At 35.8% G+C, this 26,396-nt stretch carries 18 protein-coding genes; 3 read left to right on the forward strand and 15 right to left on the reverse strand.

The window, feature by feature from the left end; all coding sequences use genetic code 11:
- Positions 1-208: 208 nt before the first annotated feature.
- Positions 209-793 (reverse strand): hypothetical protein, encoded by a 585-nt coding sequence (locus tag NTZ27_03950; GenBank protein ID MCX6173890.1) that lies wholly within the window; start codon positions 791-793, stop codon positions 209-211.
- Between the two features lie 75 nt (positions 794-868).
- Here NTZ27_03950 and NTZ27_03955 point away from each other — a divergent pair, with 75 nt between their 5' ends.
- Entirely contained in the window at positions 869-1,705 is an 837-nt protein-coding gene (locus NTZ27_03955; protein ID MCX6173891.1) for a metallophosphoesterase, read from the forward strand.
- A gap of 320 nt (positions 1,706-2,025) precedes the next feature.
- Here the strand turns inward: NTZ27_03955 and NTZ27_03960 are convergent, their stop codons facing one another.
- The 3 genes from NTZ27_03960 to NTZ27_03970 all read right to left on the reverse strand — a co-directional run bounded on the left by NTZ27_03960 (position 2,026) and on the right by NTZ27_03970 (position 8,340).
- A complete protein-coding gene (locus tag NTZ27_03960) occupies positions 2,026-5,220 on the reverse strand; it encodes a nucleotidyltransferase domain-containing protein (protein ID MCX6173892.1) in 3,195 nt (1,064 codons plus the stop codon).
- Positions 5,214-6,965 carry a hypothetical protein gene (locus NTZ27_03965; protein MCX6173893.1) on the reverse strand — a complete coding sequence of 584 codons (1,752 nt, stop codon included), beginning with the start codon at positions 6,963-6,965 and terminating at the stop codon, positions 5,214-5,216. The genes NTZ27_03960 and NTZ27_03965 overlap by 7 nt, the downstream gene beginning before the upstream one ends.
- Before the next feature lie 85 nt (positions 6,966-7,050).
- The gene (locus tag NTZ27_03970) at positions 7,051-8,340 is read right to left on the reverse strand and encodes a Glu/Leu/Phe/Val dehydrogenase (GenBank protein MCX6173894.1); all 1,290 of its coding nucleotides are present in this window, start codon (positions 8,338-8,340) and stop codon (positions 7,051-7,053) included.
- 312 nt (positions 8,341-8,652) lie between these two features.
- Between NTZ27_03970 and NTZ27_03975 the strand changes: the two genes are divergently transcribed.
- A complete protein-coding gene (locus NTZ27_03975) occupies positions 8,653-10,770 on the forward strand; it encodes a prolyl oligopeptidase family serine peptidase (GenBank protein MCX6173895.1) in 2,118 nt (705 codons plus the stop codon).
- Between the two features lie 55 nt (positions 10,771-10,825).
- Here the strand turns inward: NTZ27_03975 and NTZ27_03980 are convergent, their stop codons facing one another.
- Complete coding sequence (locus tag NTZ27_03980) at positions 10,826-12,391, reverse strand: aldehyde dehydrogenase family protein (protein MCX6173896.1); 1,566 nt, start codon at positions 12,389-12,391, stop codon at positions 10,826-10,828.
- A 31-nt stretch (positions 12,392-12,422) separates the two neighbouring features.
- Positions 12,423-13,127 (reverse strand): hypothetical protein, encoded by a 705-nt coding sequence (locus NTZ27_03985; protein MCX6173897.1) that lies wholly within the window; start codon positions 13,125-13,127, stop codon positions 12,423-12,425.
- Positions 13,128-13,313: 186 nt separating this feature from the next.
- On the opposite strand from NTZ27_03985, the gene NTZ27_03990 reads away from it, so the two are divergent.
- Positions 13,314-14,024, forward strand: coding sequence for a YebC/PmpR family DNA-binding transcriptional regulator (locus NTZ27_03990; GenBank protein ID MCX6173898.1), 711 nt, complete (start codon positions 13,314-13,316; stop codon positions 14,022-14,024).
- A 12-nt stretch (positions 14,025-14,036) separates the two neighbouring features.
- On the opposite strand, the gene NTZ27_03995 is transcribed toward NTZ27_03990, so the two are convergent.
- From NTZ27_03995 to NTZ27_04035, 9 genes are all read right to left on the reverse strand, one after another.
- Complete coding sequence (locus tag NTZ27_03995; GenBank protein MCX6173899.1) at positions 14,037-15,455, reverse strand: NCS1 family nucleobase:cation symporter-1; 1,419 nt, start codon at positions 15,453-15,455, stop codon at positions 14,037-14,039.
- Between the two features lie 56 nt (positions 15,456-15,511).
- Complete coding sequence (gene hydA / locus NTZ27_04000; protein MCX6173900.1) at positions 15,512-16,900, reverse strand: dihydropyrimidinase; 1,389 nt, start codon at positions 16,898-16,900, stop codon at positions 15,512-15,514.
- A gap of 29 nt (positions 16,901-16,929) precedes the next feature.
- Complete coding sequence (gene preA / locus NTZ27_04005) at positions 16,930-18,249, reverse strand: NAD-dependent dihydropyrimidine dehydrogenase subunit PreA (protein ID MCX6173901.1); 1,320 nt, start codon at positions 18,247-18,249, stop codon at positions 16,930-16,932.
- A gap of 3 nt (positions 18,250-18,252) precedes the next feature.
- On the reverse strand, positions 18,253-19,614 hold the full coding sequence (locus tag NTZ27_04010) for an NAD(P)-dependent oxidoreductase (GenBank protein ID MCX6173902.1): 1,362 nt from the start codon (positions 19,612-19,614) through the stop codon (positions 18,253-18,255).
- Positions 19,615-19,649: 35 nt separating this feature from the next.
- Positions 19,650-20,984, reverse strand: a complete 1,335-nt coding sequence (locus tag NTZ27_04015) for an aspartate aminotransferase family protein (protein ID MCX6173903.1) — start codon at positions 20,982-20,984, stop codon at positions 19,650-19,652.
- A gap of 64 nt (positions 20,985-21,048) precedes the next feature.
- Complete coding sequence (locus NTZ27_04020) at positions 21,049-21,924, reverse strand: acyltransferase (GenBank protein ID MCX6173904.1); 876 nt, start codon at positions 21,922-21,924, stop codon at positions 21,049-21,051.
- 91 nt (positions 21,925-22,015) lie between these two features.
- Positions 22,016-23,470, reverse strand: a complete 1,455-nt coding sequence (locus tag NTZ27_04025; protein ID MCX6173905.1) for a CoA-acylating methylmalonate-semialdehyde dehydrogenase — start codon at positions 23,468-23,470, stop codon at positions 22,016-22,018.
- 129 nt (positions 23,471-23,599) lie between these two features.
- Positions 23,600-25,213 (reverse strand): hypothetical protein, encoded by a 1,614-nt coding sequence (locus tag NTZ27_04030; protein MCX6173906.1) that lies wholly within the window; start codon positions 25,211-25,213, stop codon positions 23,600-23,602.
- Positions 25,214-26,396: cytochrome c3 family protein (locus NTZ27_04035; GenBank protein ID MCX6173907.1), on the reverse strand; the 1,183-nt coding region annotated here is incomplete at its 5' end.

Genomic DNA, 26,396 nt, shown 5'->3' on the forward strand with positions numbered 1-26,396 from the left:
TACTGCCCGCTAAAGGAATAATCTATTTATATAGATGTAAACTACTTTGTGGAATGAAAAACTGAAAAGAGAAATTGATAGAATCTTGAGCCATAAGAGATATCCCCTTGTTCTGCACACAACTTAGAATAAAAATAAGAATAGGTCAAGGACTAATTGAGAATTGAGAATGGCGAATTGAGAATTGGAAGTTGTTGTTGTCTGGGGGTTAATGTTTACATATTCTATAAAAATTCTTTAAGACTTCTTCTCCGGCTATACCGGATAGTTCCGGATTGAATTGCACACCGAAATAATTATCATTTTCTAACGAACCGCAAATCTCTTTCCCATCTAACAAAATAATTGAAGTCGAATCTTTTGATGATTCTACACTACAAGTTAGATTAGAAAGTATCACTCTTTTATCTGATAGATTACCGAGTAGCTTTGATTTTGCAGTTGTCTTAATAACAGATTCAATTTGCTCTTTTTGATTTTCCAGTCTTACACTTTCACATTTGAAAAATCCTAGTCCGTGAACGTTCTCTTCTAAAATTGATTCTGTCATTAAATTCATTCCGGCATTAATTCCAAGAATTGGTTTTTTTATCATTCGAAGTGAACTGTTAAAATTACATAACTGCAACTTCTTAGAAGCTAACTGAATGTTATAACAATCCGGAATTATTACTCCGTCTGCTTTAAGAACTTCATCTTCTTTATTGGATATTATATTTTCAATTCCTAAAAAAGTAAGAAAATCAGAAACAGATTTACTACGCCCGGTTTCGATATCAAGTATTACGATCATTAAATTTCCTAAATAAATAAACTGGAGAACAAAAATATTTATTAATTTTGAAACGGACTAATTAAAAATAATTCTATGATTTCCTTATTTGTTTCAGATCTTCATGGCAAAGAAGAGCAATACGTTAAACTATTCAAAACAATTGAATCTTATCAGCCGGCATTGGTCTTTTTAGGCGGCGATCTTCTGCCGCATCACTATCTTAATAAGAATTTTATTTTCGATTTTCTTCAACCAAATCTTCAAACTTTAAAAACCAAACTTGAGATTCATTATCCCAAAATTTTCTTAATCTTGGGCAATGACGATGCTAGAATTGAAGAACCATTCATTCTTGAACTTGAAAAAAAATTATTGATCGAATACATCCACTTTCGTAAAACAAATTTCTTAGAATATGATATTTACGGTTATGCTTTTACTCCGCCGTCTCCTTTCTTATTAAAAGATTGGGAGAAATATGATGTTTCAAGATTTGTTGATCCGGGATCTATTTCACCCGAAGAAGGAAAAAGAACAGTTGATGTTTCGATCCACGAGAAAAAATATTCCACAATAAAAGATGATCTGGATACGCTTACTAAAGATGAAGATCTTTCCAAATCAATTTTTCTTTTCCATGGCCCGCCTTATCAAACTAATTTAGACCGTATCGCACAAGGCGGAAAGTTAATAGATCATGTTCCTGTTGATACTCATGTTGGCAGTGTTGCAATAAAAAGATTTATTGAGAAGAAACAACCGCTGATTACTTTACACGGTCATATTCATGAATCAGCTCGAATTTCCGGAAGTTGGAAAGATAAAATAGGCAGGACATATTGTTTCAGTGCTGCTCACCACGGAAGCGAACTGGCAATTGTAAAGTTTGAATTAAATAATCCGGAAACAGCAGAAAGAATTCTTCTCTAAGAACCACTGAAAAATATATTATGTCATTACAACTCCCGCATTGCGGGGCTTCTTCGACTTGCCTGCGGTAAACACATTGGCGTCAACTTAACTATGAATTTTTATTAATAACTCCGGCATTCATGCCGGAGAATATCAACTCACTCAAAATTCTGGACTTTAGTCCAAGACAAAGTAACAATTTGGGCTGAAGCCCTTGGTTTTTGTGCTCTTTTTTTCCCCGACTTAAAAAGTCGGGGTTATAGCAACAAACTTCTACTAAGTTGACGCTGATGTGCGGTAAGCAGGAATGACATTTCAGAATTTTTCAGATTTTTTCTTTAATTAGCTTTAGCCTTAACCTTTAATGGACGTGCTGCATCAGTGACAGCACCGATCTTTGAAGCATAACTTGATTTATTTTTAATATCTTCATCTGTAACGTAATGAATGTCAAGCAATCCCGATGATCTGTAACCGGTGCGCAAATAATTCATTTCACTTAGAGCTAAACTCCATCCTTCGAACCACAATGAAAGTTCTTTCATATTACATTTTTCTTTTTCAATATGAACAATAAGATCTATATCACTACCCGGACCTGAAACAGCATTCTTTGTACTTCCGAAAACATAAATTCCTTTTACACCAAATCGGTCGGCATCTAACTCTGAGGCAATCTTCTCAGCCATCTTCATCCGCCATCTCCAATAATCGCTCGGATGATATTCAATGACTTCTTTATATTCTTTTTCCGAATTTATTTCAGTGGACTGAGCTGCAAACATTCCTAATGCTTCATCAATCTCTGCATTCATGAATAACTTTAATATTGATCCTCCGGTAGAACTAATTACATCAATTACTTTAATCGTATCTTCTAAATAATTATACTCCTGGACTAACTCACAAAAAATATTCGGCGAAGAATTTAGAAACTTCTCATTAAATACAACTCCCGCATCATCAGGATACAACGGCAGATAGCGAATACCGGCTTCAACAAGGTCTTGGAAAAAATGTGTTCCGAAAGAAAGATCAGGAACGTAATTCCCTTTTTTTCTTGCAACTTCAATCAGCACGGCTGTGTTATTAATATCAGAATATGTAACGCTTACTCCAAGTTTTATATCACCTCTGCTGCCCCATCTGCCCGGACCAATTAAGATAAATTTTCTTTTGGGAAGAGTTTTGTTCAGCTTACTTATTGCACGCCCAACATTAAGCATTTTGTTCCGATCGGATATCTCAGAATATTTTTGCGGATCCACATAAACGATATGAGTTATATCAGGCACTCTTCCGTTGGAAATAAACTTATGAGCAGTAAAAACAATTTTCTCTTCCGGTACATCTTTAGGAATTGACTCAGAATTTGATTCTCTAGTGAAACTTTGCGGACGGCACTGCAGCATATAAAAATCTTTTCCATCATAGGCAAATTCAATATCTACCGGAGTTTTAATTTTTTCTTGCAAAGTTTTTAATATTACATCAATGCGTTTCAAGAAATTAGTCTTTGAAATTAATCCATCAAACGTTACTAAAAATTCTTTAGAATGATCAAATACATCTAACGGTCCGGGTTGTCTAATCATCGTTCCATCAAGAACTGAAAATATTTCGGTGAACAAAGGGTATTCTGAACTACATTCTTCTAAAAGATTATTGATCTGGATTGATTCAAAATCATTTGTTTCTAAATTTATAACATCTATTTTTTTCGGAGAATATCTTCGCAATTCTTCAGGAGAAATATTTATTTTTAGATTCGGCTGACCGGGGGAAACAAGAACCGGATAATCATCGCTCAATCTATCCACAGCTCGTGTACCTAAACCGGGAACCATTCGTACAAGCCCATCTTCCCTTTTAATACGAGGAGACCAGCGGAATTCATTATTGCTAAATGCAACACCGGCAAATGCAGGAAAATAATATTTGCCGACTTTCGTACCGACCATTTCCTGGATCATAACACCCATCTCTTCGTGGAAATCTAGCAAACCACGTTCTGCGCGATATTCTATCGGGTCGGGACTGAATAATGATGCATAGACTTCAGCGATTGCATCCATCAATGCAATTAATCTCTGCTGTTTTGTTCCTTGATTGGCAAGAAATAAACTTTTGTACTTACCGGAGAATGCCGCACCTATTTGATCTTCAAGAAGACTTGAACTTCTAACGACTAACGGTTTGTCACCAAGATCATCCAACGCAACTGATAAACCTTTAATTATATCCGGTGGGAATTCCGAATTCTTAAATAATTGAACCACATGAGGATATTCAATTCTGACTTCATCAATCTCTTTATATTTTTGTTCTAGAACTTCTTCAAGATTATTATGCTGCATAAAATGAAGAATACCATCTGAGGTTAGGTACCACGTCTTCGGAGTTTTGATATCGCTTAAGAGTTCAACACTTTCACCAACCTTTTGAAGAATGTGAGCTGCTAAAAACAATCCTGCACTTTTACCGCCCAGTTTACCGTGGCTTCCGGAAGGAAAAATCATTTTATCTATAAGTTTATAAAAATCCGTTAGCTTAACATATTCTTTTGCTACACTGATGTATTCAAGTTGTTCGGTAAAAAATCTTCTTAAGAGTGAAACTCGTAATCCTTTTATTGTTGATGGCGGAAGTTCAAATTTCTCCGGAGCCATGTGATAATATTTACGAATTGCATCGGCAATGTCTGTTAGTGATGTGTCTTGTGTTTCAACAACTTTTACAAGTGCACTCGATTTATCTTCTTGAATCCACTTTTGTATTCTAGAAAGGATTATATCATCCGGTAAATTTTCATCAGCCAATTTTAAAATTGTTTCAACATATTGATCATAGCTAACCATCTTAGAAACTTTTAACGGTTTATTTTCATCATACTGAAGTTCTTCCTCTGTTGTCCCGCCTCTCCAAGAAAGACTTGTATGCTTCATCAACATTTCTGCTTCTTCAACACCCTTCCAACATAAAAGATGAAGTGTTTTTCTTATTAGACTCATGAACAAATTAGGATCTGTCTTGCGGATCATATCTAAAACGATTCGCCATTCTCCTTTTGTATGTCCGTCAACTTGTTGACGTACTGACTTAAATTCATTAAAAACATTTTTCAATTTTTGATGAAGAATGAAGTGACCAAGCCGTTCAGCAATTGTATCTAATAATTTTTTTTCTTCTTTAAGAAATGGGCCGGTACCCGACGAAGGAACTTCCTCTGTGTAATAAACTGCTATATGTCCAACCACTTGTTCCTGCACAACAATATTTGATTTAATCATCCACCTAGTTTCTTCAAAATCACTCGTTTGATAAACAATATCGCCGTAAACCAATTTTGCTTTACAAACATTTTGAAATTGCCAACCGGGAGGAATTGCATTTATAACTGTGTGAAAAGCCTGGCGCAGTGAAATATCCGATCTGTTCAAACTATCTTCTATAGTGTAAAGACAGTTTAATTCTTTTGCACGTTCTTGAAGTTCAAATACTAAATTATCTATCGGTTTTTGTTCGTTTACCATTTTTGAATTACTCCGCGGCTCTTTCTTCCGTCAACTTTTATTTTTAGAGATTTTGAAAGTTTTACATGTTTAACAAAATTTTTCTCAGTAATTACCGTCTGTTTATTTAGCCAATCCCAGTCTATCTTAAAATCTCCATCAAAAGTTATTGAAAAATAGCTTACGTTGAAACTGGTAAGATTATGAAAGAAATGTGAACCTTGACTCAATTCAACATTTATTCCGAATAAAGTAGATTCAACAATAGCTTTTACGCCGGCTATCTGTCCCCAATCTATTGGTATGCCTAACCAAGGATCGCAACTTCCCCATCTGCCGAAACCTATTAGAAGATATTTAGTATTTCCATTAACCAAATCTTTATTGATCGAATCAATTTCAGCAGCAATTTTTACTGTATCTTTTTTATCAAATGTTTCCGGCTTTACAAAGACAATATTAAAAATATTATCTACCAATCCATTCCCCATAACACGGTCTGAAGCAATTAAAACATCGTCGCCATACATTTCAGATTTATCAAGATCGATCGTTTCATCCGATACAACCATTGGCCGAACTTGCAGAAATCCTAATCGCAATTTTTTAGGCTCGTTTGAAATTGTAACTGCAAATTCAATTTCAACCGGACTTTGTAAAGCTTGTTCATAAACCTCTAATAATTTTTTGATAAGATCATTGAATTTAAATTCATTCATGGACAGTAGTTGTAAAAAATTAATCACCCTCGGTCCACTATTCCCTGTTCCCATTACGATACGTTGAGATGATGCATCATAAGTTGATGCAATATATTTAAGTGTATCATCATAATCGGCTTCACCTAAATCCGGTTGTATCAAATACTCTGTTTCCTTAGTGGGATCGTATTCGATTACCGGATTCATATTCACTGCCCAAAAATTGTTCTGAGTATTTTTCAAAATATCTGTTGGATCTGCAAACGGAGTTACTGCTTTTGGAAATGCCGGAGAGTAACTCCATACTATTCCGCCATCAACAATAGTTTTGCCAAGACCAAGAGCAAGATTTACAACTCCGTTTTTAGGTTTAGCTCTCCCTGTCGGATAAAAATTATACGACCTCGCAACTCCCGAAAAGTTCGGATAAAATCTAACGTCGTATTTATTACCAACGACTTCTTGAATAATGACCGCCATCTTTTCATCTTGTAATTTGTGTGATGATACTTTGAAATAATCTTTAGATGCTTTAAGAAATGTTGACGCAAATACAAATTTAATTGCTTCAGTGAGTTTCAAAAATCTTGTATCTGTACTCGGTTGATTATTGGGAATCATCTTTGTTGCAAAAATACCGGCAAAAGGTTCAAACTTTGCATCTTCAAGCATACTTGATGAACGAACCGCCAAAGGAATATTCACACTTTCAATAAGAGAACGCAAATCTCCAAGTATCTCAGTAGGAAGATCTGATTGTAAAAATTCAAGAGTTATGTCGTCGTCGGATTGATCAGAGTAAGCAATTTCAAAAAGATTATTTCGCTCCATAAATAAATCGAACACTTCAGTACGGAGAACAATCATCCGCGGAATATTTAACTCAACTTCCGGAAAGACGCTAAGATCAATTTTCTCTTTTATGATTTTATTTGCTAAGGCAAGACCGCTCGCTTTTCCGCCGAATGAACCTTCACCTATCCAAGAAAAATATTCAGATGATTCAAAAAAGTTACGATCGAATCGAGGTAAAAATGTGTTATCGTTATTTGTGTTTGATAGCATTCAAAACCTAATGAAGATTAAAAAGCCGGAAACTGTTTGAATGGATCTCACAATTCCCGGCTAAAAGCTAATGGCTAATCGCTTTTCATACCCAACCGCGGTCTTTACAAGCTTGCGCTACACGATTAACAGAAATAACATAAGCAGCATCTCTCATATAAAGTTTTTTCTTCTTTGCCAAATCGCTTACAGCATGGAAGGCGGCGGTCATCTTAACATCTAACTTACCAAGCACTTCATCTTTTTCCCAATAGTAATTCATGTTACATTGAACTTGCTCAAAATAACTGCAAGTAACACCGCCTGCATTAGCCAAGAAATCGGGGACAACAAAAATTCCTCTTTCTTGAATTACTTTATCAGCTTCAGGTGTCGTTGGACCGTTAGCACCCTCAGCAATAATTTTTACTTTTTTACTGATCTTATCAACGTTGTCTTTACGAATTTGATTTTCTAGAGCAGCAGGAATAAGTATATCAGCTTCTTGTTCGATCCATGCATCTCCATCTAGAATTTCGTATCCAAGTTTTTTTGCTTGGGCTTTATCAATTCCGCCGAACTTGTCTGTAATTTTCAACAACTCTTGTAAATTAATTCCACTTGCACGCTTAAATGTATAAGAACATTGATCATTTTGGTCCCAACTTGAAACGCAAACAACCTTTCCGCCCATCTGGTTATAAAGCTCAATTGCATATTGAGCAACGTTACCAAATCCTTGTACTGCTGCTGTTGTATCTTGCGAACGAATGCCAAGTTCTTTTAAAGCTTCACGAACTGTAAAAATAACTCCATAGCCGGTAGCTTCAGCTCTACCAAGAGAGCCGCCCATTCCAACCGGTTTTCCTGTAATGAATCCGGGAAATTTAGCGCCATGAATTGTTTCAAATTCATCAAGCATCCATAACATGTGCTGTGCATTTGTCATCACATCAGGTGCCGGAACATCATTAAGCGGACCTACATTTTTTGCCATTTGACGGATCCATCCGCGGCAAATTTTTTCTTGTTCTTTCATGCTAAGATTATGAGGATCGCAAATAACTCCTCCCTTGCCTCCGCCTAATGGAATATTTACTACTGCACATTTCCACGTCATCCACATTGAAAGTGCTTTGACAGTATCAATGGTTTCTTGCGGGTGAAAACGAATTCCGCCTTTACATGGACCGCGTGCATCATTATGCTGAACTCTGAATCCTCTAAATACTTTTGTTGTTCCATCATCCATTCTTACAGGAATGCTAAAGTGAAATTCTCTTAATGGATTTCTTAATAATTGTCTTGTCGCATCATCGAGATTTAATATTTCTGCAACTTTGTCAAATTGTGTCTGTGCCATCTCGAAAGGATTAAAAGCTTTGTCGCTACTCATAAAATAACCTCTATTAGAATTTTGTTATTAATATTGATGAGCTACCGAATTGAAATTCTACAGTGAAAAGATTTTATAGGATTTATCTATTTACTTTAAATCAGAACTCAAATCGTTAACCGATCTTCCATAAATTGGAAAATTTACATAAGAAAAATAGACACGTTTGCCTTCTTACGCAACTATAACAGCTTGATAGTAATCCATTATTGGAATCAACTGTAATCAAAAATTTGATTTTTGGTTGAATAGATTAATATTTTCACAATGTATAAAGTGAAAATGATTTTTTTTAACAAAGGGAGCAATAAAATGAAGTCTTGTATCAAGCTATTAGTTCTGATTGCTTTTATTTACTCTTCACTATCTGCACAAAATCAACAAATTAAATATCCTACAACAAAAAAAGTAGATCATGCTGATGATTACCATGGCACAAAAGTTTCAGATCCTTACAGTTGGCTTGAGGATAATAATTCAAAAGAAACTGCAGATTGGGTAGAAGCGGAAAACAATGTAACACACGATTATCTTTCCAAAATTCCTTTCCGTGATGAATTAAGAAAAAGACTTACTGATTTGTGGAATTATGAAAAGTATTCAGCACCATCTAAACACGGTGAATATTATACTTTTTCTAAAAATGATGGTTTACAGGAGCAAAGTGTAATTTATATTCAAAAAGGTTTGAACGGAACACCGGAAGTTTTACTCGATCCTAATAAACTTTCAACGGATGGTTCTATTAGTCTGGGAAGTTTAGCTTTTTCTAAAGATGATAAATATTTGTGTTACGGAATTTCCCGCGGTGGTTCCGATTGGCGAGAATTTTATGTGATGGATATTCTAACAAAAAAATTAACAACCGATTATATCAAATGGTCTAAGTTCAGCGGCACTTCTTGGCACAAAGATGGCTTTTATTACAGCCGATACGATGAGCCTAAAGCCGGTGAAGAATTAAAACAAAAAGTAGAATTTCAAAAACTTTATTATCACAAACTTGGGACACCACAGACAGAAGATAGATTAGTAATGGAAGACAAACAAAATCCAAAATACGGATTTGGTGCCGGTGTAACAGATGACGAAAGATTCTTGATAATATCTGTTTCTCAAGGAACAGCACCGGAAAATCTTCTTTACTACAAAGATTTGACAACTGATATGCCGATTAAACCAGTATTCACAAAATTCGAAGCAGATTATAGCCTTATTGATAACATCGGCGATAAATTTTTAATATCTACAAATTATCAAGCGCCTAATAACAAACTAATCTTAATTGATCCAAATAAACCTGAAAAGGAAAATTGGAAAACAATTATTCCTGAAGCTAAAGAAGTTATGCAAAGTGTTTCTCTTGTTGGCGGTAAATTATTTGCTACTTATTTAAAAGATGCAACAAGTAATGTTTCGGTTTTCGATACAGATGGAAAGTATTTATACGATGTTAATTTACCTGCGGTTGGAACTTGCGGAGGTTTTGATGGAAAGAAAGATGAATTTGAAACTTTCTACACTTTTACTTCCTTTACTTATCCACCAACAATTTATAAGTACGATATAAAAAACAATAAATCAGAATTATTCAGAAAATCGGAAGTTAAATTTGAACCATCGGCCTATGAAACAAAAGAAATCTTTTACGAGAGTAAAGATGGTACAAAAGTGCCAATGTTTATTGTATATAAAAAAGGATTGAAACTAGACGGCAATAATCCAACTCTTCTTTATGCTTATGGTGGATTCAATATATCAATATTACCCGGATTCAGTGTTGCAAGAATTCCGTTACTGGAAAATGGAGTTGTTTATGCTTCGGCATGTTTACGCGGTGGCAGTGAGTATGGTGAAAATTGGCATCGAGCTGGTATGTTCGAGAAAAAACAAAATGTGTTTGATGATTTTATTTCTGCTGCAGAATATTTAATCAAGAACAAATATACAAATCCAAATAAACTTGCAGTTCAAGGCGGCTCTAATGGCGGATTATTAATCGGTGCTGTAATTAATCAAAGACCAGATTTATATAAAGTGGCTTTCCCGCAAGTTGGTGTTATGGATATGCTGCGTTTCCACAAATTCACAATTGGTTGGGCTTGGGTTTCGGAATATGGATCAAGTGATAATCCCGATCAATTCAAATATTTAATAAAATATTCTCCCCTTCACAATATTAAGAAAGGTGTGGATTACCCTGCAACAATAATCACTACTGCTGATCATGATGATCGAGTTTTCCCTGCTCACTCATTTAAGTATGCTGCAACTCTTCAAGAAATGAATAGCAGAAAGAATCCAGCTCTAATTCGTATTGAGACAAAAGTAGGACACGGTGCAGGAACAAGTACATCAAAATCTATTGAGCTTGTTACCGATCTTTATTCTTTCATGTTTTATAATATGGGAATTACACCGAAGTTTTAATTTTTCATGATAAATCTGTTTGCTTAGAGACGTCATTTATGACGTCTCTACCCCTTTATTCTTTTCTAAAAATTCTTGAAATTATTTTTAGCAGGTTTATTAATCCATTCAACTTCAATGATAACTTTTTACTGTAAAGTAAATCAATCAATCCCTTCAAACCTTTGTAAAGATTTTTGTTGAACGGATGCCACCACAAATTCTTTTTTACAAATGGTAGAATATCTTTTACAATTGTTAATGGCTGTGTCATTTCATCGAATCCCATTTCACCATGAGTTCTACCGATACCGGATTCCTTAAATCCTCCCCATGGTGTTTCAGCTAAACCGTGACTCATTAAATGATCATTTATAGTAACTACACCTGCTTTAATTTGCTTTGCAATTTTTTCGCCTCGATTTTGATTTTTCGTCCATACAGATCCGGTAAGCCCCAGATAAGAATCATTTGCCAGTTTAATAGCTTCTTCATAATTATTGAATTTCATAACTCCAACAACGGGTCCGAATGTTTCATCGCGCATGACGATCATATCGTGATTAACATTTGTAAGAACCACAGCCGGATGAAAATTTTTCAATTTATTATTCTTCGGTGTTTTTGATTGAGCATAAACATTTGCGCCTTTATTCAACGCATCTTCGATATGATTTCTTACTGTCTCTAATTGTCTCTCGGTAGTCATACAACCCATATCAGAATTAAAATCAGTATCGTAATCAACATGAAGGTTTTCAATTTTATCTTTTAAGATATTCATGAAAGAGTCATAAATTTTTTCATGCACATAAATTCTTTCAACACCGCCACAAGATTGTCCGGCATTCTGGAATCCGGCCCATAAAGCACCCATTGCCGCACGATATGGATCAGCATCTTCACAAACAATCATTGCATCATTGCCGCCGAGTTCTAGACAAATTGGAGTTAAAGTTTTTGAGGCTTGTCCCATCAAATATTTGCCGACTGCTACAGATCCTGTAAAAAATAATTTATTAATCCCGCTATCAAGAAAAGCATCACCGGCAATTTTTCCGGGTAGATTCATAAAATTAAAAATCCCGTTCGGAAGATTTGCAGATTCAACTGCTTCCTTCAATGCTAAGCCAACCATCTGTGTTTCAGATGCAGTTTTTAATATTACAGCATTGCCGGCAAGCAAACCCATAATAACTTCCGCCAAAGGAATTGAGAATGGGTAATTCCATGGAGAAATTATTCCTACCACTCCGTAAGGTACTCTTACTATTTTACTTCTTTTATTGATCAGAAATATATTTCCGCTTCCGAGTTTTTTATCACGTAAAAATCTTTTTGCATTTTTACAGTAGAAAGAAACTCCCATCGCAGCAGGTAAAACTTCAGTTGCTAATGCATCAATCCTGGTTTTCCCATTATCCCGGGAAATTATCTCTGCTATTTTATCTGCATTATCAACTATATATTCACGAATCTTCAAAACAGATTTAATTCTATCTGCTACTGAATATTCTTTCCATAATTTCTGTGCCTCTTCTGCATGATGGACCATTTCTACTAACTCATCAACCGAATGTAATTTAGAATATCCTAAACTTTCTCCGGTAGCCGGATTAAAATCTTCTGTTTGATTGTTCATGATTCTCCATAATATTTTGCCAATAAAATAATTACTCTAATTTAATATCTGTTAATGGAATAATATTAATTAGTTTATCAATTCCATTTGAGACAGCATAATCGAGTGGTGGATATGTAATATTCTTACTATTAAGAGAATATCCTTCTTCACCTAATACCTGCGATTTCCATAAAACTCTTCCATCTTTCAGTGAGATTAAATAATAAGTGAATTGACACGAAATTAATGTTGCAGGTTGAATCCCGTAATGTGTTCTAGAAGAAGTGTAACCTTTTTTCTTAACCACTTTATTTATCACACCAATAATCATTGCATCCGTAGAATCTTCATCAACAGCATAACCAATATCAGTATCAAAAAAATATTTTAGATCAAGTCTTCTCAATTTCTCAATAGAATCAATTATTTTAGAAATAACTAAAGTATCTGAGGTTAATATGGAATCAACAAGTGGTATAATAAACTTAGTATTTGGAAAATTTTGCTTTAATGAATTAAGAAAATGGTTTGTAGCAAAGAAAGTTCCATTATCAGTAGTATCATCAGGTGCCATTGGTAATAAAGCAATTGACCGTATTTTATATAAATTAAGTTTGGGTGATTCATATACCGAAAGAATCTGATTCCTTGGCCATACAATTCTATCGAGCAACTCATTGCACGCAGAAAAGAATATGATAAAACTTAGAGTGGAAAGAAGTAATAATAAACCGGTAATTTTACGGTAATTCATATTCTTATTAACTTAATCTGCATTTTTTAGATCAATGTCATTTATAATTTGCATTAATTTTAATATGATGTCAACGTATAAATGAAAGCAAAAGAAATTGCAGTTATTTTTTAAGTATTAGTAGTCAATTTTGAGTATGATTTACTAAATTTGTGCCTCAAAAATCTATTGTAAAAGGAAAGGTTCATGGGAAGAATATTCGAAACAAGAAAGCATGTAATGTTTGCGCGTTATGCACGTATGTCTAAAGCATTTAATAGAATAAGAAAAGATATTGAAATTGCTGTTAAAGCTGGTGGTTCTGATACGAAAGTAAATTTTAAACTCAGAATTGCAATACAAAATGCAAAAAGTGTTAACATGCCAAAAGATAAAGTTGAAGCTGCAATTAAAAGAGCTATATCAAAAGACACTACCGGTTATCAAGAAATAATTTATGAAGGTTATGCACCGCATGGAATTGGTGTAGTTGTTGAATGTGCGACAGATAATCCAACAAGAACTGTTGCAAACGTACGTCATCATTTTAGAAAACATGAGGGATCTTTAGGAACAACAGGTTCTATCTCTTTTATGTTTGAAAGAAAGGGATTGTTCAAAGTACTTAAAAATTCAGTTACTGATCTTGAGAATTTAGAATTAGAATTAATTGATTTTGGTCTTGATGAATTTTCTTACGACGATGAATTCATTTATATCTATACGCCGTTTCAAGAATACGGCACTATGCAGAAAGCTCTTGAAGAAAAAAATATTGAGATCAAAGCAACGGAACTTCAGTACTTACCTACGAATTACAAAGAAGTTACTGAAGAACAACGTAAAGAAGTAAATGCTCTTATCGAAGCTCTGGAAGAAGATGACGATGTTCAATCAGTTTATAATAATATGCAGTAATATTTTTTTTGCTCACTTCTTATTCATAATTAGAAGATAAACAACAAATGAAACTGCGAAACCTACGAACCAAGCATAGTCATATAAAAACCTGAGTGATGGAACCATCAATCCAATAAGCGCAATAAACACTCCTGCGGCTAATGCATATATTGCTTTTAGATTAAAACCATTCGTGTATTCATATTCACCGTTTCTTCTATAGAGATCAAGTACAATCAATTTCTTTTTCTTTATCAAGAAATAATCGCAAATCAAAATTCCAGCGATTGGTCCTAAGAATCCTGAGTAACCAACAAGCCAACCGAAGATATAGGCGCTGTAATCAGATAATAATTTCCATGGCATAATAACAATGCCGAGGATTGCCGTCATCATTCCGCCACGCACGAAATTAATTTTACTCGGATAAAGATTTGCAAAATCATTCGCCGGAGAAACCACGTTCGCTGCAATATTTGTTGTTAAGGTCGCAACCATCAGAGCCAGCAAGGAAATGACTACGATAATCGGATTCTGAAATTTTGAAAGAAGAACAACCGGGTCCCAAATTGCTTCACCAAAAATCACAACTGTTGCTGATGTGACTGCAACTCCGATAAACGAATACAGCGCCATTGTCGGAGGTAAACCAATTGCTTGTCCTAACATTTGTGCTTTTTGGCTTTTTGCAAAACGCGAAAAATCTGGAATGTTGAGAGATAGCGTTGCCCAATATCCAACCATTCCGGTTAATGCCGGAATAAAAAATTTCCAAAATTCTCCAACGGTTTGAAATTTACTTGGCTGACTTAAAATTGGTCCCCAACCTCCGCCCTGAACATAAGCCCAAATGAGAAGTGCAATTCCAACAACAAGAAGAAATGGTGCGCCAAGAGCTTCAAGCCACCGAATTGATTCCATTCCATTCACGATGAAATAAACATTCATCGCCCAAAAAATTAGAAAGCCTGCTGCCGATCCTAAATTCCATACAGCCCATTGCGGAATAAGAACGCTCATGAGCGAATTCAAAGCTTGTCCGCCAATCCATGTTTGAATACCGAACCATCCGCAAGCAACAACAGCGCGGAGAAGTGCGGGAACGTTTGAGCCAAGCGTGCCGAATGCCGCGCGTGCAAGTACCGGAAATGGAATTCCATATTTTGTACCGGCATGTGCATTAAGTATCATTGGAATTAGAACAATGACATTGCCGATTGTAATTGTCATAAGCGCCTGCCACCAGTTCATTCCACCGGCAATTAATCCACTGGCTAACATGTATGTTGTAATGCAAACACTCATCCCGATCCAGAGTGAAGCAATGTTGTATGTTCCCCAATTTCTTTGAACGATCTTTGTTGGTGCAAGATCTTTATTAAATAGTTTAGTGTCTTTAAGACCAGAAAGATCTGTTTCAATCAAGCCATCGGAAAAAAGTTTTTCCATGCTATCCTTTCATTGATGATTAAATTAATTCTTAGTGATTTACAGAATCCAATCTGTTAATTCCATGCGGCACCGTGTGTATCCCTCTTTACAAAATTTCCTCTTCCGGCTTTGCCAAGAAATTTTTTGTTCTCAATAATCACTTCTCCTCGTGAGATAACCAAATCAGCGTCACCTTTAACTTTCTTACCTTCGAACATTGAGTAGTCAACTTTCATGTGATGAGTCTTTGCGGAAATTGTGTGTTCCTTTTGCGGATCCCAAACAACAATGTCTGCATCGGAACCTGGAGCTATGGTTCCTTTGCGCGGATACATACCAAATATTTTTGCCGGGTTAGTAGAAGTTAGTTCAACCCATCTATTTAGAGAAAATCTTTTCTCATTCACACCGCCTTGATACAATAAGTGCAAACGATTTTCAAGTCCAGGTCCTCCGTTAGGGATTTTTGTGAAATTATCTTTTCCCATATCCTTCTGACCTTTAAAATTAAATGGGCAATGATCGGTTGATACAACTTGAAGATCATTCTTTTGTAATCCAGCCCACAACTTTTCTTGATTCCATTTTTCTCTTACCGGAGGAGAAAAAACATATTTCGCTCCTTCGAAATCCGGTTTGGCAATGTCATCAATTGAAAGATATAGGTATTGGGGACAAGTTTCTGCAAATACTGGTTGACCTTTAGCTCTTGCCTCACTGACTTTAATTAATGCGTCATTGCATGTAAGATGAACAATGTAAATTGGAGTCCCAGCCATCTCAGCCAAAGCTATTGCCCGATTTGTTGACTCGCCTTCTGCCGCAGCCGGACGGCTTAATGCATGATATAACGGAGAAAGATTTCCTTTAGCAACGGTTTCTTTAACAATTTGATCAATTACCATTCCGTTTTCTGCATGCATGCAAACTAACCCACCATTTTTTGAAGTTTGTTTCAAAGCTTTGAAAATTATTGCATCGTCAACCATCAATGAATTCGGGTAAGCGAGAAACAGTTTAAAACTTGTAACTCCTTCAGCTACCATATCATCCATCTCACTGATTCTCTCATCGGGCAAATCCGTAATGATCATATGAAACCCATAATCAATTGTTGCTTTTCCTTCAGCTTTCTTTCGCCAGGTATCCAATCCTTCACGCATACTTTTTCCTTTCGGCTGTATCGCGAAATCAATTAACGACGTTGTACCGCCAAAAGCCGCTCCAATTGTTCCTGTTTCAAAATCATCGCTCGAAGTTGTTCCGCCGAACGGCATATCAAGATGTGTGTGAACATCTATTCCGCCGGGGATTACATATTTTCCTTTTGCATCAATGATTTTAGCTGCTTGAATGTTGAGAGATAAACCGATTGTTGTGATCTTATCCTTCTCGATAAAAATATCGGCAATGTAATCTTGTTCTGCGGTAATAATGCGACCGTTTTTAATTAGTAATGACATGATCAATTCCAATCTTTATGAATAAAATTTTAATGAATAACTATATTGTGTTTATGCTGAAACTCCGCAAGATTTTCCCAGGTCATTTGCTTTCCGCTTTTCTTAAATTCTTCTGTTAATTGGTTCCAAGTTTTTGATGCAGAGCCGTCATCTATTCTCACCATAGAGATACAATTTTCAACCGGACAAACTAATGAACAAAGTGCGCAGCCGACACAATCTTTTTCTCGTACTTCGGTTTTGTTATGTCCGTTAACCGGAGTTAGATCAATACACTGATGAGCAGCATCCTCGCAAGCGATGTAACATAAATTACAATGAATACATTTCGATTGATCAATTCTGGCGATAGTTCGATTAAGCAAATCAAAATTTCCAAAATCATTCACTCGCGGAAGAGACTTTCCTCTAATCTGATCGAGAGAAGTAATTCCTTTCGATTCCATCCAGTTCGACATTCCTTCAATCATATCATCAACTATACGAAATCCATAATGCATTACTGCCGTGCAGACTTGAACACTTGAAGCACCGAGTAATATAAATTCTAATGCATCCCGCCAATTACTAATTCCTCCAATTCCCGAAATGGGAAGATTAACTTCCGGATCTATTGCAACTTGAGAAAGTAAATGAAGCGCAATGGGTTTTACTGCGGGACCAGCGTAACCACCATGCCCGCCCAATCCGCCAACGTTTGGTTTCAATTCAAATGTATCAAGATTAATTCCGATAATACTGTTGATAGTATTGATAAGAGAAATTCCATGAGCACCGGCAGCTTTTGCCGCACGTGCCGGCAATTGAATGTTGCTAACATTAGGAGTTAGTTTAACGAGCACAGGTATTGTCGAAACTTCAGTAACCCATTCAGTTATCATTTTGCAATATTCGGGAACTTGCCCAACAGCAGCTCCCATACCGCGTTCACTCATTCCGTGCGGACATCCGTAATTTAATTCTATTCCATCGCAGCCTGTATCAATTGTGCGTTTAACAATCTCATGCCAGGTCTCTCTCTTCGATTCGACCATCAAAGAAACTACAACTGCACGATCAGGCCAAAGTTTTTTTGTTTCCGCAATTTCCTTAAGATTAACTTCAATGGGTCTATCGCTGATCAATTCTATGTTGTTCAATCCGAAAATTTTTTGTCCGTTGTAATCCAATCCGCCATAACGGTTGAAAACATTCATCACAGGTTCACCGATAGTTTTCCAAACTGTTCCTCCCCATCCTTGTTCGAAAGCTTTGCAATTTTGATATGCAGAGTTTGAAGGAGGCGCTGATGCAAGCCAGAATGGATTTGGAGATTTTATTCCGCCGCAATTTATTGAAAGATCAACCATAAATTATTTTCCTCCTTTCGGAATTGATAAAAATTTATCAATACCATGTGCAGCACGTTTACCATCATAAGCGGCATTTACAACTTCTTTACCTCCGTTAATACAATCGCCGCCGGCAAAGATTTTTGGATTAGTTGTTTGATATGTAGTCTGATCAACAACAACACAGCCCTCATCATCAAGAGTTACTTTTGGAATTGAGCCTAAGAAACTTGATTTGGTTTCTTGTCCGATTGCTTTAATAATCATATCAACCGGAATTGTGAATTCCGATCCGGGAACTGGGACCGGTTTTCTTCTGCCATGAATATCAGGTTCACCAAGTTTCATTTTTAAACATTCAATCCCTTCAACAAAACCTTTACCTATAATTTGTTTAGGCGAAGTAAGAAAATGAAAAACAATTCCGTCTTTCTTTGCGAGATCATATTCAAAATCATAAGCAGACATTTCAATATCGCTTCGTCTATAAATGATATACACCTGTTCTGCACCTAACCGCTTAGCTTCGGTTGCCGCATCAATTGATGTATTTCCCGCACCAATTACAGCAACTTTTTTCCCGACTTGAATATCATTCCAATTTTCTGTTTTAACTTTCTCTATGAAATCAAGTGCACCTACAACTCCTGATAATTCTTCTCCTGTAATTTTTAGTTGAGGACTTTCTCCCAAACCAACTCCGAGGAAAATTGCATCGTGTTTTTTTAAGAGGTCATCAACTTTGAATGTTTTACCAATCATGATTTCAGTTTTAAGATCAATACCGAAACTTTTTACCAATTCAACTTCTTTCAAACTATCTTCTCTTCTCATTTTATACGGTGCGATGCCCCAAGTATTTAATCCGCCGGGAATTTTGTTAGCTTCATAAATAGTTACCTCATAACCCATGAGAGCAAGTTCAGCACCGCAAGCTAAGCCAGCAGGACCAGAACCAACTACGCCGACTGATTTTCCATTTTTAATTGATTTATGAAAGAGCGCGGGCATACCTATTTCAAAATAATTCTCGATTACATAACGCTGCAGCCTTCCTATCTCAATCGGTTTTTCCCCTTTCGCATTATAGACACAAGCCCCTTCACAAAGGACAGCAACTGGACATGCTTTTGCACAAGTAAGAGGAACCCAATTCGATTTATAAATTGTTTTTGCCGAGCCAAGAAGATTTCCGGTAGAAATCTTTTTTATAAATGTTGAAATATCAATGTGGGTCGGACAAGCTTTCATACAAGGAGAATCATAACAATAGAGACAACGATTTGCTTCTGCAATAGCAGAGTTATGTATAAACGGCGAGTGTAGGTCTGAAAAATTTTTCTCGTATTGTTCACTCAAAAGTTTTGGTGCGATATTCTTCATAGATTTATCCCAATCTAAACTGTGAAATTGAACAACTAAGTTTTTAATGCATCATCAGCTATTGAAAGACATTCATCAAGTTTTTCAACTGCAAAATCAATTTCTTCTTTTGTGATGATTAACGGAGGTGCAATGATAAAATGACTTACCCAAGATTGAACATAAACTCCGCGTTTCATCATCTCTGCAGAAATCTTATCAACGAGCAAAGGTTTCCCGCTTACTTTATCTTCCTTGGTGTTGAATGGTTCTTTGGTTGATTGATTTTTCACTAACTCAACAGCATAAAAAAGTCCAATGCCTCTAACATCACCAATCGAAGGGTGTTTTGATTTCAGAGCGTTCAATTTTTTATTTAGATGATCACCCATTTCCACAGCACGATCAATTAATTTTTTATTTCTCAACTCATTGATTGCAGCAATTGCAGGAGCTAACGTTAATGGATGAGCTTCGTAAGTATGTCCGTGTGCAAAATAATGATCATTAAAATAATCAGCGATTTTCATTGTGGTGGCGGTTAATCCGAGAGGTACATAAGCTGAAGTAATTCCTTTAGCAGTAGTAAGAATATCCGGTAAAACATTCCAATGATCAACAGCAAACCATTTTCCGGTTCTTCCCCATCCGCTCATTACTTCGTCAGCGATAAGCAAAACATTATTATCATCACAAATTTTTCGCAATCTCGGCATATATTCCTTAGGCGGAATTAATATTCCATTTGTTCCAACAACAGGCTCAAGAATAATTGCGGCTACATTGCTTTCATTCTTAATCATATGTTCGATGTAATTTACGCATGCAATTTCGCAATCCGGATACGAATGATTGAGCGGACAATGATAACAATTACATTCAGGTGCAAAAATTACTCCATCAATTTTTCCTGAAGGTTCAACTGCCCAACGTCTGGGATCTCCTGTCGCTGCAATAGATGCCGCAGTTGATCCATGATAGGAATTATAACGTGAAATAATTTTGTACTTACCGGTGTACATTCGTGCAATTTTTATTGCGGCTTCATTCGCTTCTGTCCCGGAAGTAGAAAAATAAAATTTCTCTAATCCTTTTGGTAAGACTTCTAATAATAATTTACTCAACTCAGCGCGTACTTCTGTAGCAAATCCAGGTGCAGCATAAGCAAGTTTCTTTGCTTGCTCTTCTATCGCTTTAATGACTGCTTGATTTTTGTGCCCGAGTGTAACACACATCAGTTGAGAAGAAAAATCGAGATATTTCTTACCTGTTGAATCTGTGAAGTAACATCCTTCAGCATCAACGATCTGAAGTGGAGTCCAATTTTTTTGAAATCTCCATGTGCCGTAAGTATGTTTAGCGGTTATTGCAACTACTTCTTCGGGTGTCAATTTAAATTTCCTTATAGAATTGTAATAATATTTGCTTTAACTAATTCTCATATATTGAATGGATCTATTTCTGAAGATCAGTTATAGCTCCATAAGATTCCGGTCGCCTATCGCGATAGAACTGCCAAACATTTCTGACTTCAAGAATTTCATCCAGATTAAGATCAGCTACAACTAATTCATCTTTATCTCTGCAAGCCTGAGCAATTATTTTACCACGTGGATTGCAGAAATAACTTTTACCATAAAATTCTCCAATGTTCCAAGGTGCTTCTGTTCCAACGCGATTAATTGCACCAACAAAATATCCGTTTGCAACTGCATGAGCAGGCTGTTCCAATTCCCATAAATATTCTGAAAGTCCGGCTACTGTTGCAGAAGGATTAAAAATAATCTCTGCCCCGTTCAATCCAAGAATTCTGGCTCCTTCAGGAAAATGGCGATCATAACAAATATAAACTCCGATATCTGCAAATGCAGTTTTGAAAACGGGAAATCCAAGATTACCGGGTTTGAAATAAAATTTCTCCCAAAATCCCGGATCGCAGTGAGGAATATGATGCTTCCGATATTTACCAAGATATTTCCCATCCGCATCAATAACTGCCGCTGTGTTATAATAGACGCCTTTAATTTCTTCTTCATAAATTGGGACAACTATTACCATTGAATATTTCTTTGCAATCTCTTGCATCAGTTTAACTGTTGGACCGTCAGGAATTTTTTCAACAAGCGAATACCACTTTGTTTTTTGTTCGGCACAAAAATATGGTCCATAAAATAGTTCTTGCATGCAAAGAATTTGTACTCCTTTCTTTGCAGCTTGTTTAATTATTAACAAATGTTTTTCGATCATTGATTGTTTAACTTTTTCAATCGGTTGCTCAGCGGACATTGAAAGAGTTGCCTGAATCAAACCACCGCGAACTGTTCGTGACATATTCTTACCTTTATATTTTCTAATAGATAATATTTTGATTAAGCTACTATTTATAATCCTACATACAAATTTCTACTTACTACATTAAGACTCAACTCATCCAGTTTATTTGCGATTCCGGATTCCATTTGACCGTAGTTTTTTTCAACTTAGTCCAAAATTCTATTGAACTTTTTCCGGTTATATCACAAGTCCCGAATTTCGATTCGTTCCAACCGCCAAATGAAAAAGGTTCTCTAGGTACAGGTACTCCAATGTTCACACCAATCATTCCGGCGCTAGCTCGTTCACTGATATATTTTGCCATTCCGCCGCTTTGTGTAAAGACAGATGCAGCATTTCCATATAAAGAACTTTGCTGAATGGACAGAGCCGTGTCAACATTATCAGCACGAATTATTGCCAGCACAGGTCCAAAAACTTCTTCTTTAGCAATCCGCATTTCTGGTCTTACATAATCGATAACAGTTGGACCTACATAAAAACCATTTTCTTTACCGGGCACTTTACAATTTCTTCCATCTAATAAAATTTTTGCACCTTCTCTCTCTGCTTCAGTAATATAATTTTCAATTCTTTCTTTTGCTTGTTTTGAAATTACAGCGCCAAGATTTTTTCCCGGAATAATTTTCTTCGCTTCTTCTACAAGTTGATTAATAATATTATCAACAGAACCGACTGCAATCATAGCAGATGCAGCCATACAACGCTGACCAGCGCATCCTGACATTGATGCCGCCACATTTGATGCTGTCATAGCAACATTCGCATCGGGTAAAACTATTAAATGATTTTTTGCCCCACCTAGTGTTAAAGCTCTTTTTAGATTTGATGTAGAACGAGTATAAACAATCTTTGCAACTTTTGTAGATCCGACAAATGAAACAGCTTGGATACCGGGATGATCACATATTGCTTCAACAACATCTTTTGCGCCATGGATAACATTGAAAACACCATCCGGTAATCCGGCTTCTTTTAACAGATCAGCAATTCTGTTTGCACTTATCGGAACAAGCTCTGATGGTTTAAGGATCATACAATTACCTAAAACAAGTGCATTCGGTATTGTCCAATTTGGAACCATATTAGGAAAGTTGAATGGAGTAATACAAGCAACAACTCCAACAGGAAAACGTTCAACTCTACACTCTACTCCTCTGCTTACTTCCATTACTTCACCGGCTGCGAGCTGCTCAAGTGAACAAGCAAATTCAGTAACCTCAATGCTCTTCTCTATTTCAGCAGTACTTTCTGAGATTGTCTTACCGTTTTCTTCATGGATCAATTCAGCAAGTTCATTTAGATTTTTTTCGAGAAGAGATTTGTACTTGTAAAAAATTTGTGAGCGTTCTTTTATCGGTGTTGCAGACCAAGCTGGAAATGCTTTTTGAGCAACAGTTACTGCCAGATTTACAGCATCTGTTCCTGAGATCGGGACAGTTGAGATTATTGACCCATCAATAGGTGAAATTACATCAATTCTTTTTTCTCCACCATCAATGGATTTACCATCAATATAATTTTTCAAAGAAGGGTACTTCATGAAACCCTCATATAGTTTTTAGTGTAATATTTTTTCACTTTTAAGTTAAAAAAATAGAGATTATTAATGAAGAAAGAAAGATTTTTTTAATAGGAATGATTAGAATAGATATGCACAATAAATAAGAAATTAAAAGCGAGTATTAATACTTAGATAAATTCGGGAATAAGTTGTTGTCGCTTGGAATGTTCCCTCATAACTGATAGTAAGAAAACTATTATAAAATAAGCGCCAAGATAAATCCAGATTTCCAATATTCTGAATCAGATTCGGTGAACCGCTAAGGAATTGATAATTAATTCTTTTTAATCCAAATCCAACATTCATTTCACCATTAAACAAATCCTTATTGATTGCCGCGCTGTAATAATCTCCATTCACATATCCAGATTCAATTTTATTATAGTTAAGATAAATTGATGACAATATCAACGGAAGTTGTATATAACCTAAATTAATTCCATAATTTCTTGATGGCTGCGGATCACCCTTACTAAAACGATAACCATAATTAAATCCTAACCACAAATAATTAAACGGCCGCAGATTCATTCTCAATCCAAATCCTTGCTGTGTTGATGATGCAAGAATACTATCTGCCAAGTTCTTATATGTCTCATAGTATGCGATGTTTTTTCTCGCATCATAAGAGGCGCTAAAGTTTAACCAATTATTGAGAGAATAAGAACCAAGTATGAACAAACTTGTAAGATCAAAGGATGATTGATCAATTCCATTTTTCCTTTTATAGAGATCTACTTCAGAAGAAAAAAACAGACCTAAATTTTGCGTAAGATTACTATTATTCTGGAAGTACAAAAATCTTCTGTCGGTCTTAAAATTATTTGTCTGCTGAAAAATTCCAATAGTATTTTGCATTGAAGCATTTCCCAAACTATCGCTTCTGAAGAGATAGCCGCCATACTCAAACAATTTAATATCATATCCATAATCTGTAAAGTTTGGTCTCGAACCTACAATAGCGCCAATTACAAATTTGCTGATAGATGTTTCTAACTGAAGTCCATCAATAGCGCCAAGACTTGAAGTTCTAATATTAATTTTTCTTCCGAATGTAATTTTTGTTTTATCGCTAATTTTATAATTGATTGAAAGGTCATATACTTTCAAAGCGTCTCCAATATTATTTTGAACATCGTTCCATCGGTCTGATCTGTATGAAAAATTAATATAACTTGAAAATGATAATGGCGATCTGAAAATTGAATCTGCATCCATTGAAAAAGAATAACGCCAATTCTGAGAATTAGGTAATCCGTCAGCGTTAGATAAATTTGAATACGATGAGATTGAGAAATTACCTCTGATCTTTTTAGTATAATACGGCGTTACTCTCTCTGTTACAGCTTTATTTTCTGTAACTGTTTCCTGTAAAGATATTTTTTGATCAACTTTTTCTGCAACAGGTTTAACCGTATCCGTTTGTTTTGCAAATGTTCTAATCTCGTCCCCAACTTTCAATTGATAGTTATTAATTGCAATTCCTGAGCAGGACGTAGTTGAAATAAATTTAATAATTATCACCGGCTTCAGAATCCCTTTAATATCAGTATATAAAGTATCGTTAGTTGCTATTCCTTCAGTATTCTCGAATCGCACATAAATATTTTGAGAAGTGATAAAAGAAATTTTCCCTACTCTAACTTCTTTAGAAATCTCTTGTGCAAATAAACTAACAGCACACATTGAAAAGATAATTATCAAAAAAATTCTTTTTACCATTTATCCACCCGAATCTCCAGTTGGATGACAACTATAGCAACCGGCAGGAGTGGAAACGTAATTTCTAACACCTTGGTGCTTGGAATCCATCTGTGCCTGAGGATGACATTTGAAACAGCTGAATGTTTTGAAATTTGTTTGATCTGAATGACAATCACTGCAAAGTGTCCATCTACCTCTATGTTTTCCCGAATAGATTGGGAAGTACTGTCCATCATGATTAAACGTTGAAGGTGTCCATGCATTTTGTGTATGGCAACTTTCACAATTCGTAGGGAAATGGGCAGTTACATGGTTCGGATTAGTAGTACTGTTGTATTTTGCCTGATGGCATCCTACACACTGAGTAGGAGCGCTACTATAATTTCCAGTATGACAATTAGCACACTGATTCGCAATCGTAAGATGAGCACCAAGTATTGGATAATAATTATTATGAATCGGAAAAGTAGCCGGCTTCCAACCAGGATTAGTTGTGTGGCATTGATCGCAGGTATTAGGAATATTTAATGTCACATGATTAGGATTAGTTGTGCTCTGATACCTTGCTAAATGGCAACTCGAACAAATTGTTGAAGTTCCTTTAAATGTTGTTACATGGCAACTAGTACAAGTCACATTTACATGAGATCCTGTTAAAGGGAATGACGTTGTTGAATGATTAAATACAGCTCCTTGCCAGGTTGTTGTTGTATGGCATTGTGTACAATCTGTTGGGTATCCTTGTGAAAGATGATTTAGTGCACTATTAAAATTTGTTTGATGGCATGAGATACATGTTGTTGGTGTTCCACCTGAAAATCCGTTTGTATGGCATAATGCACAACTGACATTTACATGAGATCCTGTTAATGGAAATAACGTTGTTGAATGATTGAATGTAACTGCGTTCCATGCAACTGTGGTATGGCACTTTGCACAATCTGTTGGGTATCCTTGTGCAACATGATTTAGTGCACTATTAAAATTTGTTTGATGGCATGAGATACATGTTGTTGGTGTTCCACCCGAAAATCCGTTTGTATGGCATAACGCACAACTGACATTTACATGAGATCCTGTTAATGGGAATGACGTTGTTGAATGATTGAATGTAACTGCGTTCCATGCAACTGTGGTATGGCACTTTGCACAATCTGTTGGGTATCCTTGTGCAACATGATTTAGTGCACTATTAAAATTT

This window comes from Ignavibacteriales bacterium, from assembly GCA_026390775.1.
GTDB lineage: Bacteria > Bacteroidota > Ignavibacteria > Ignavibacteriales > Melioribacteraceae > Fen-1258.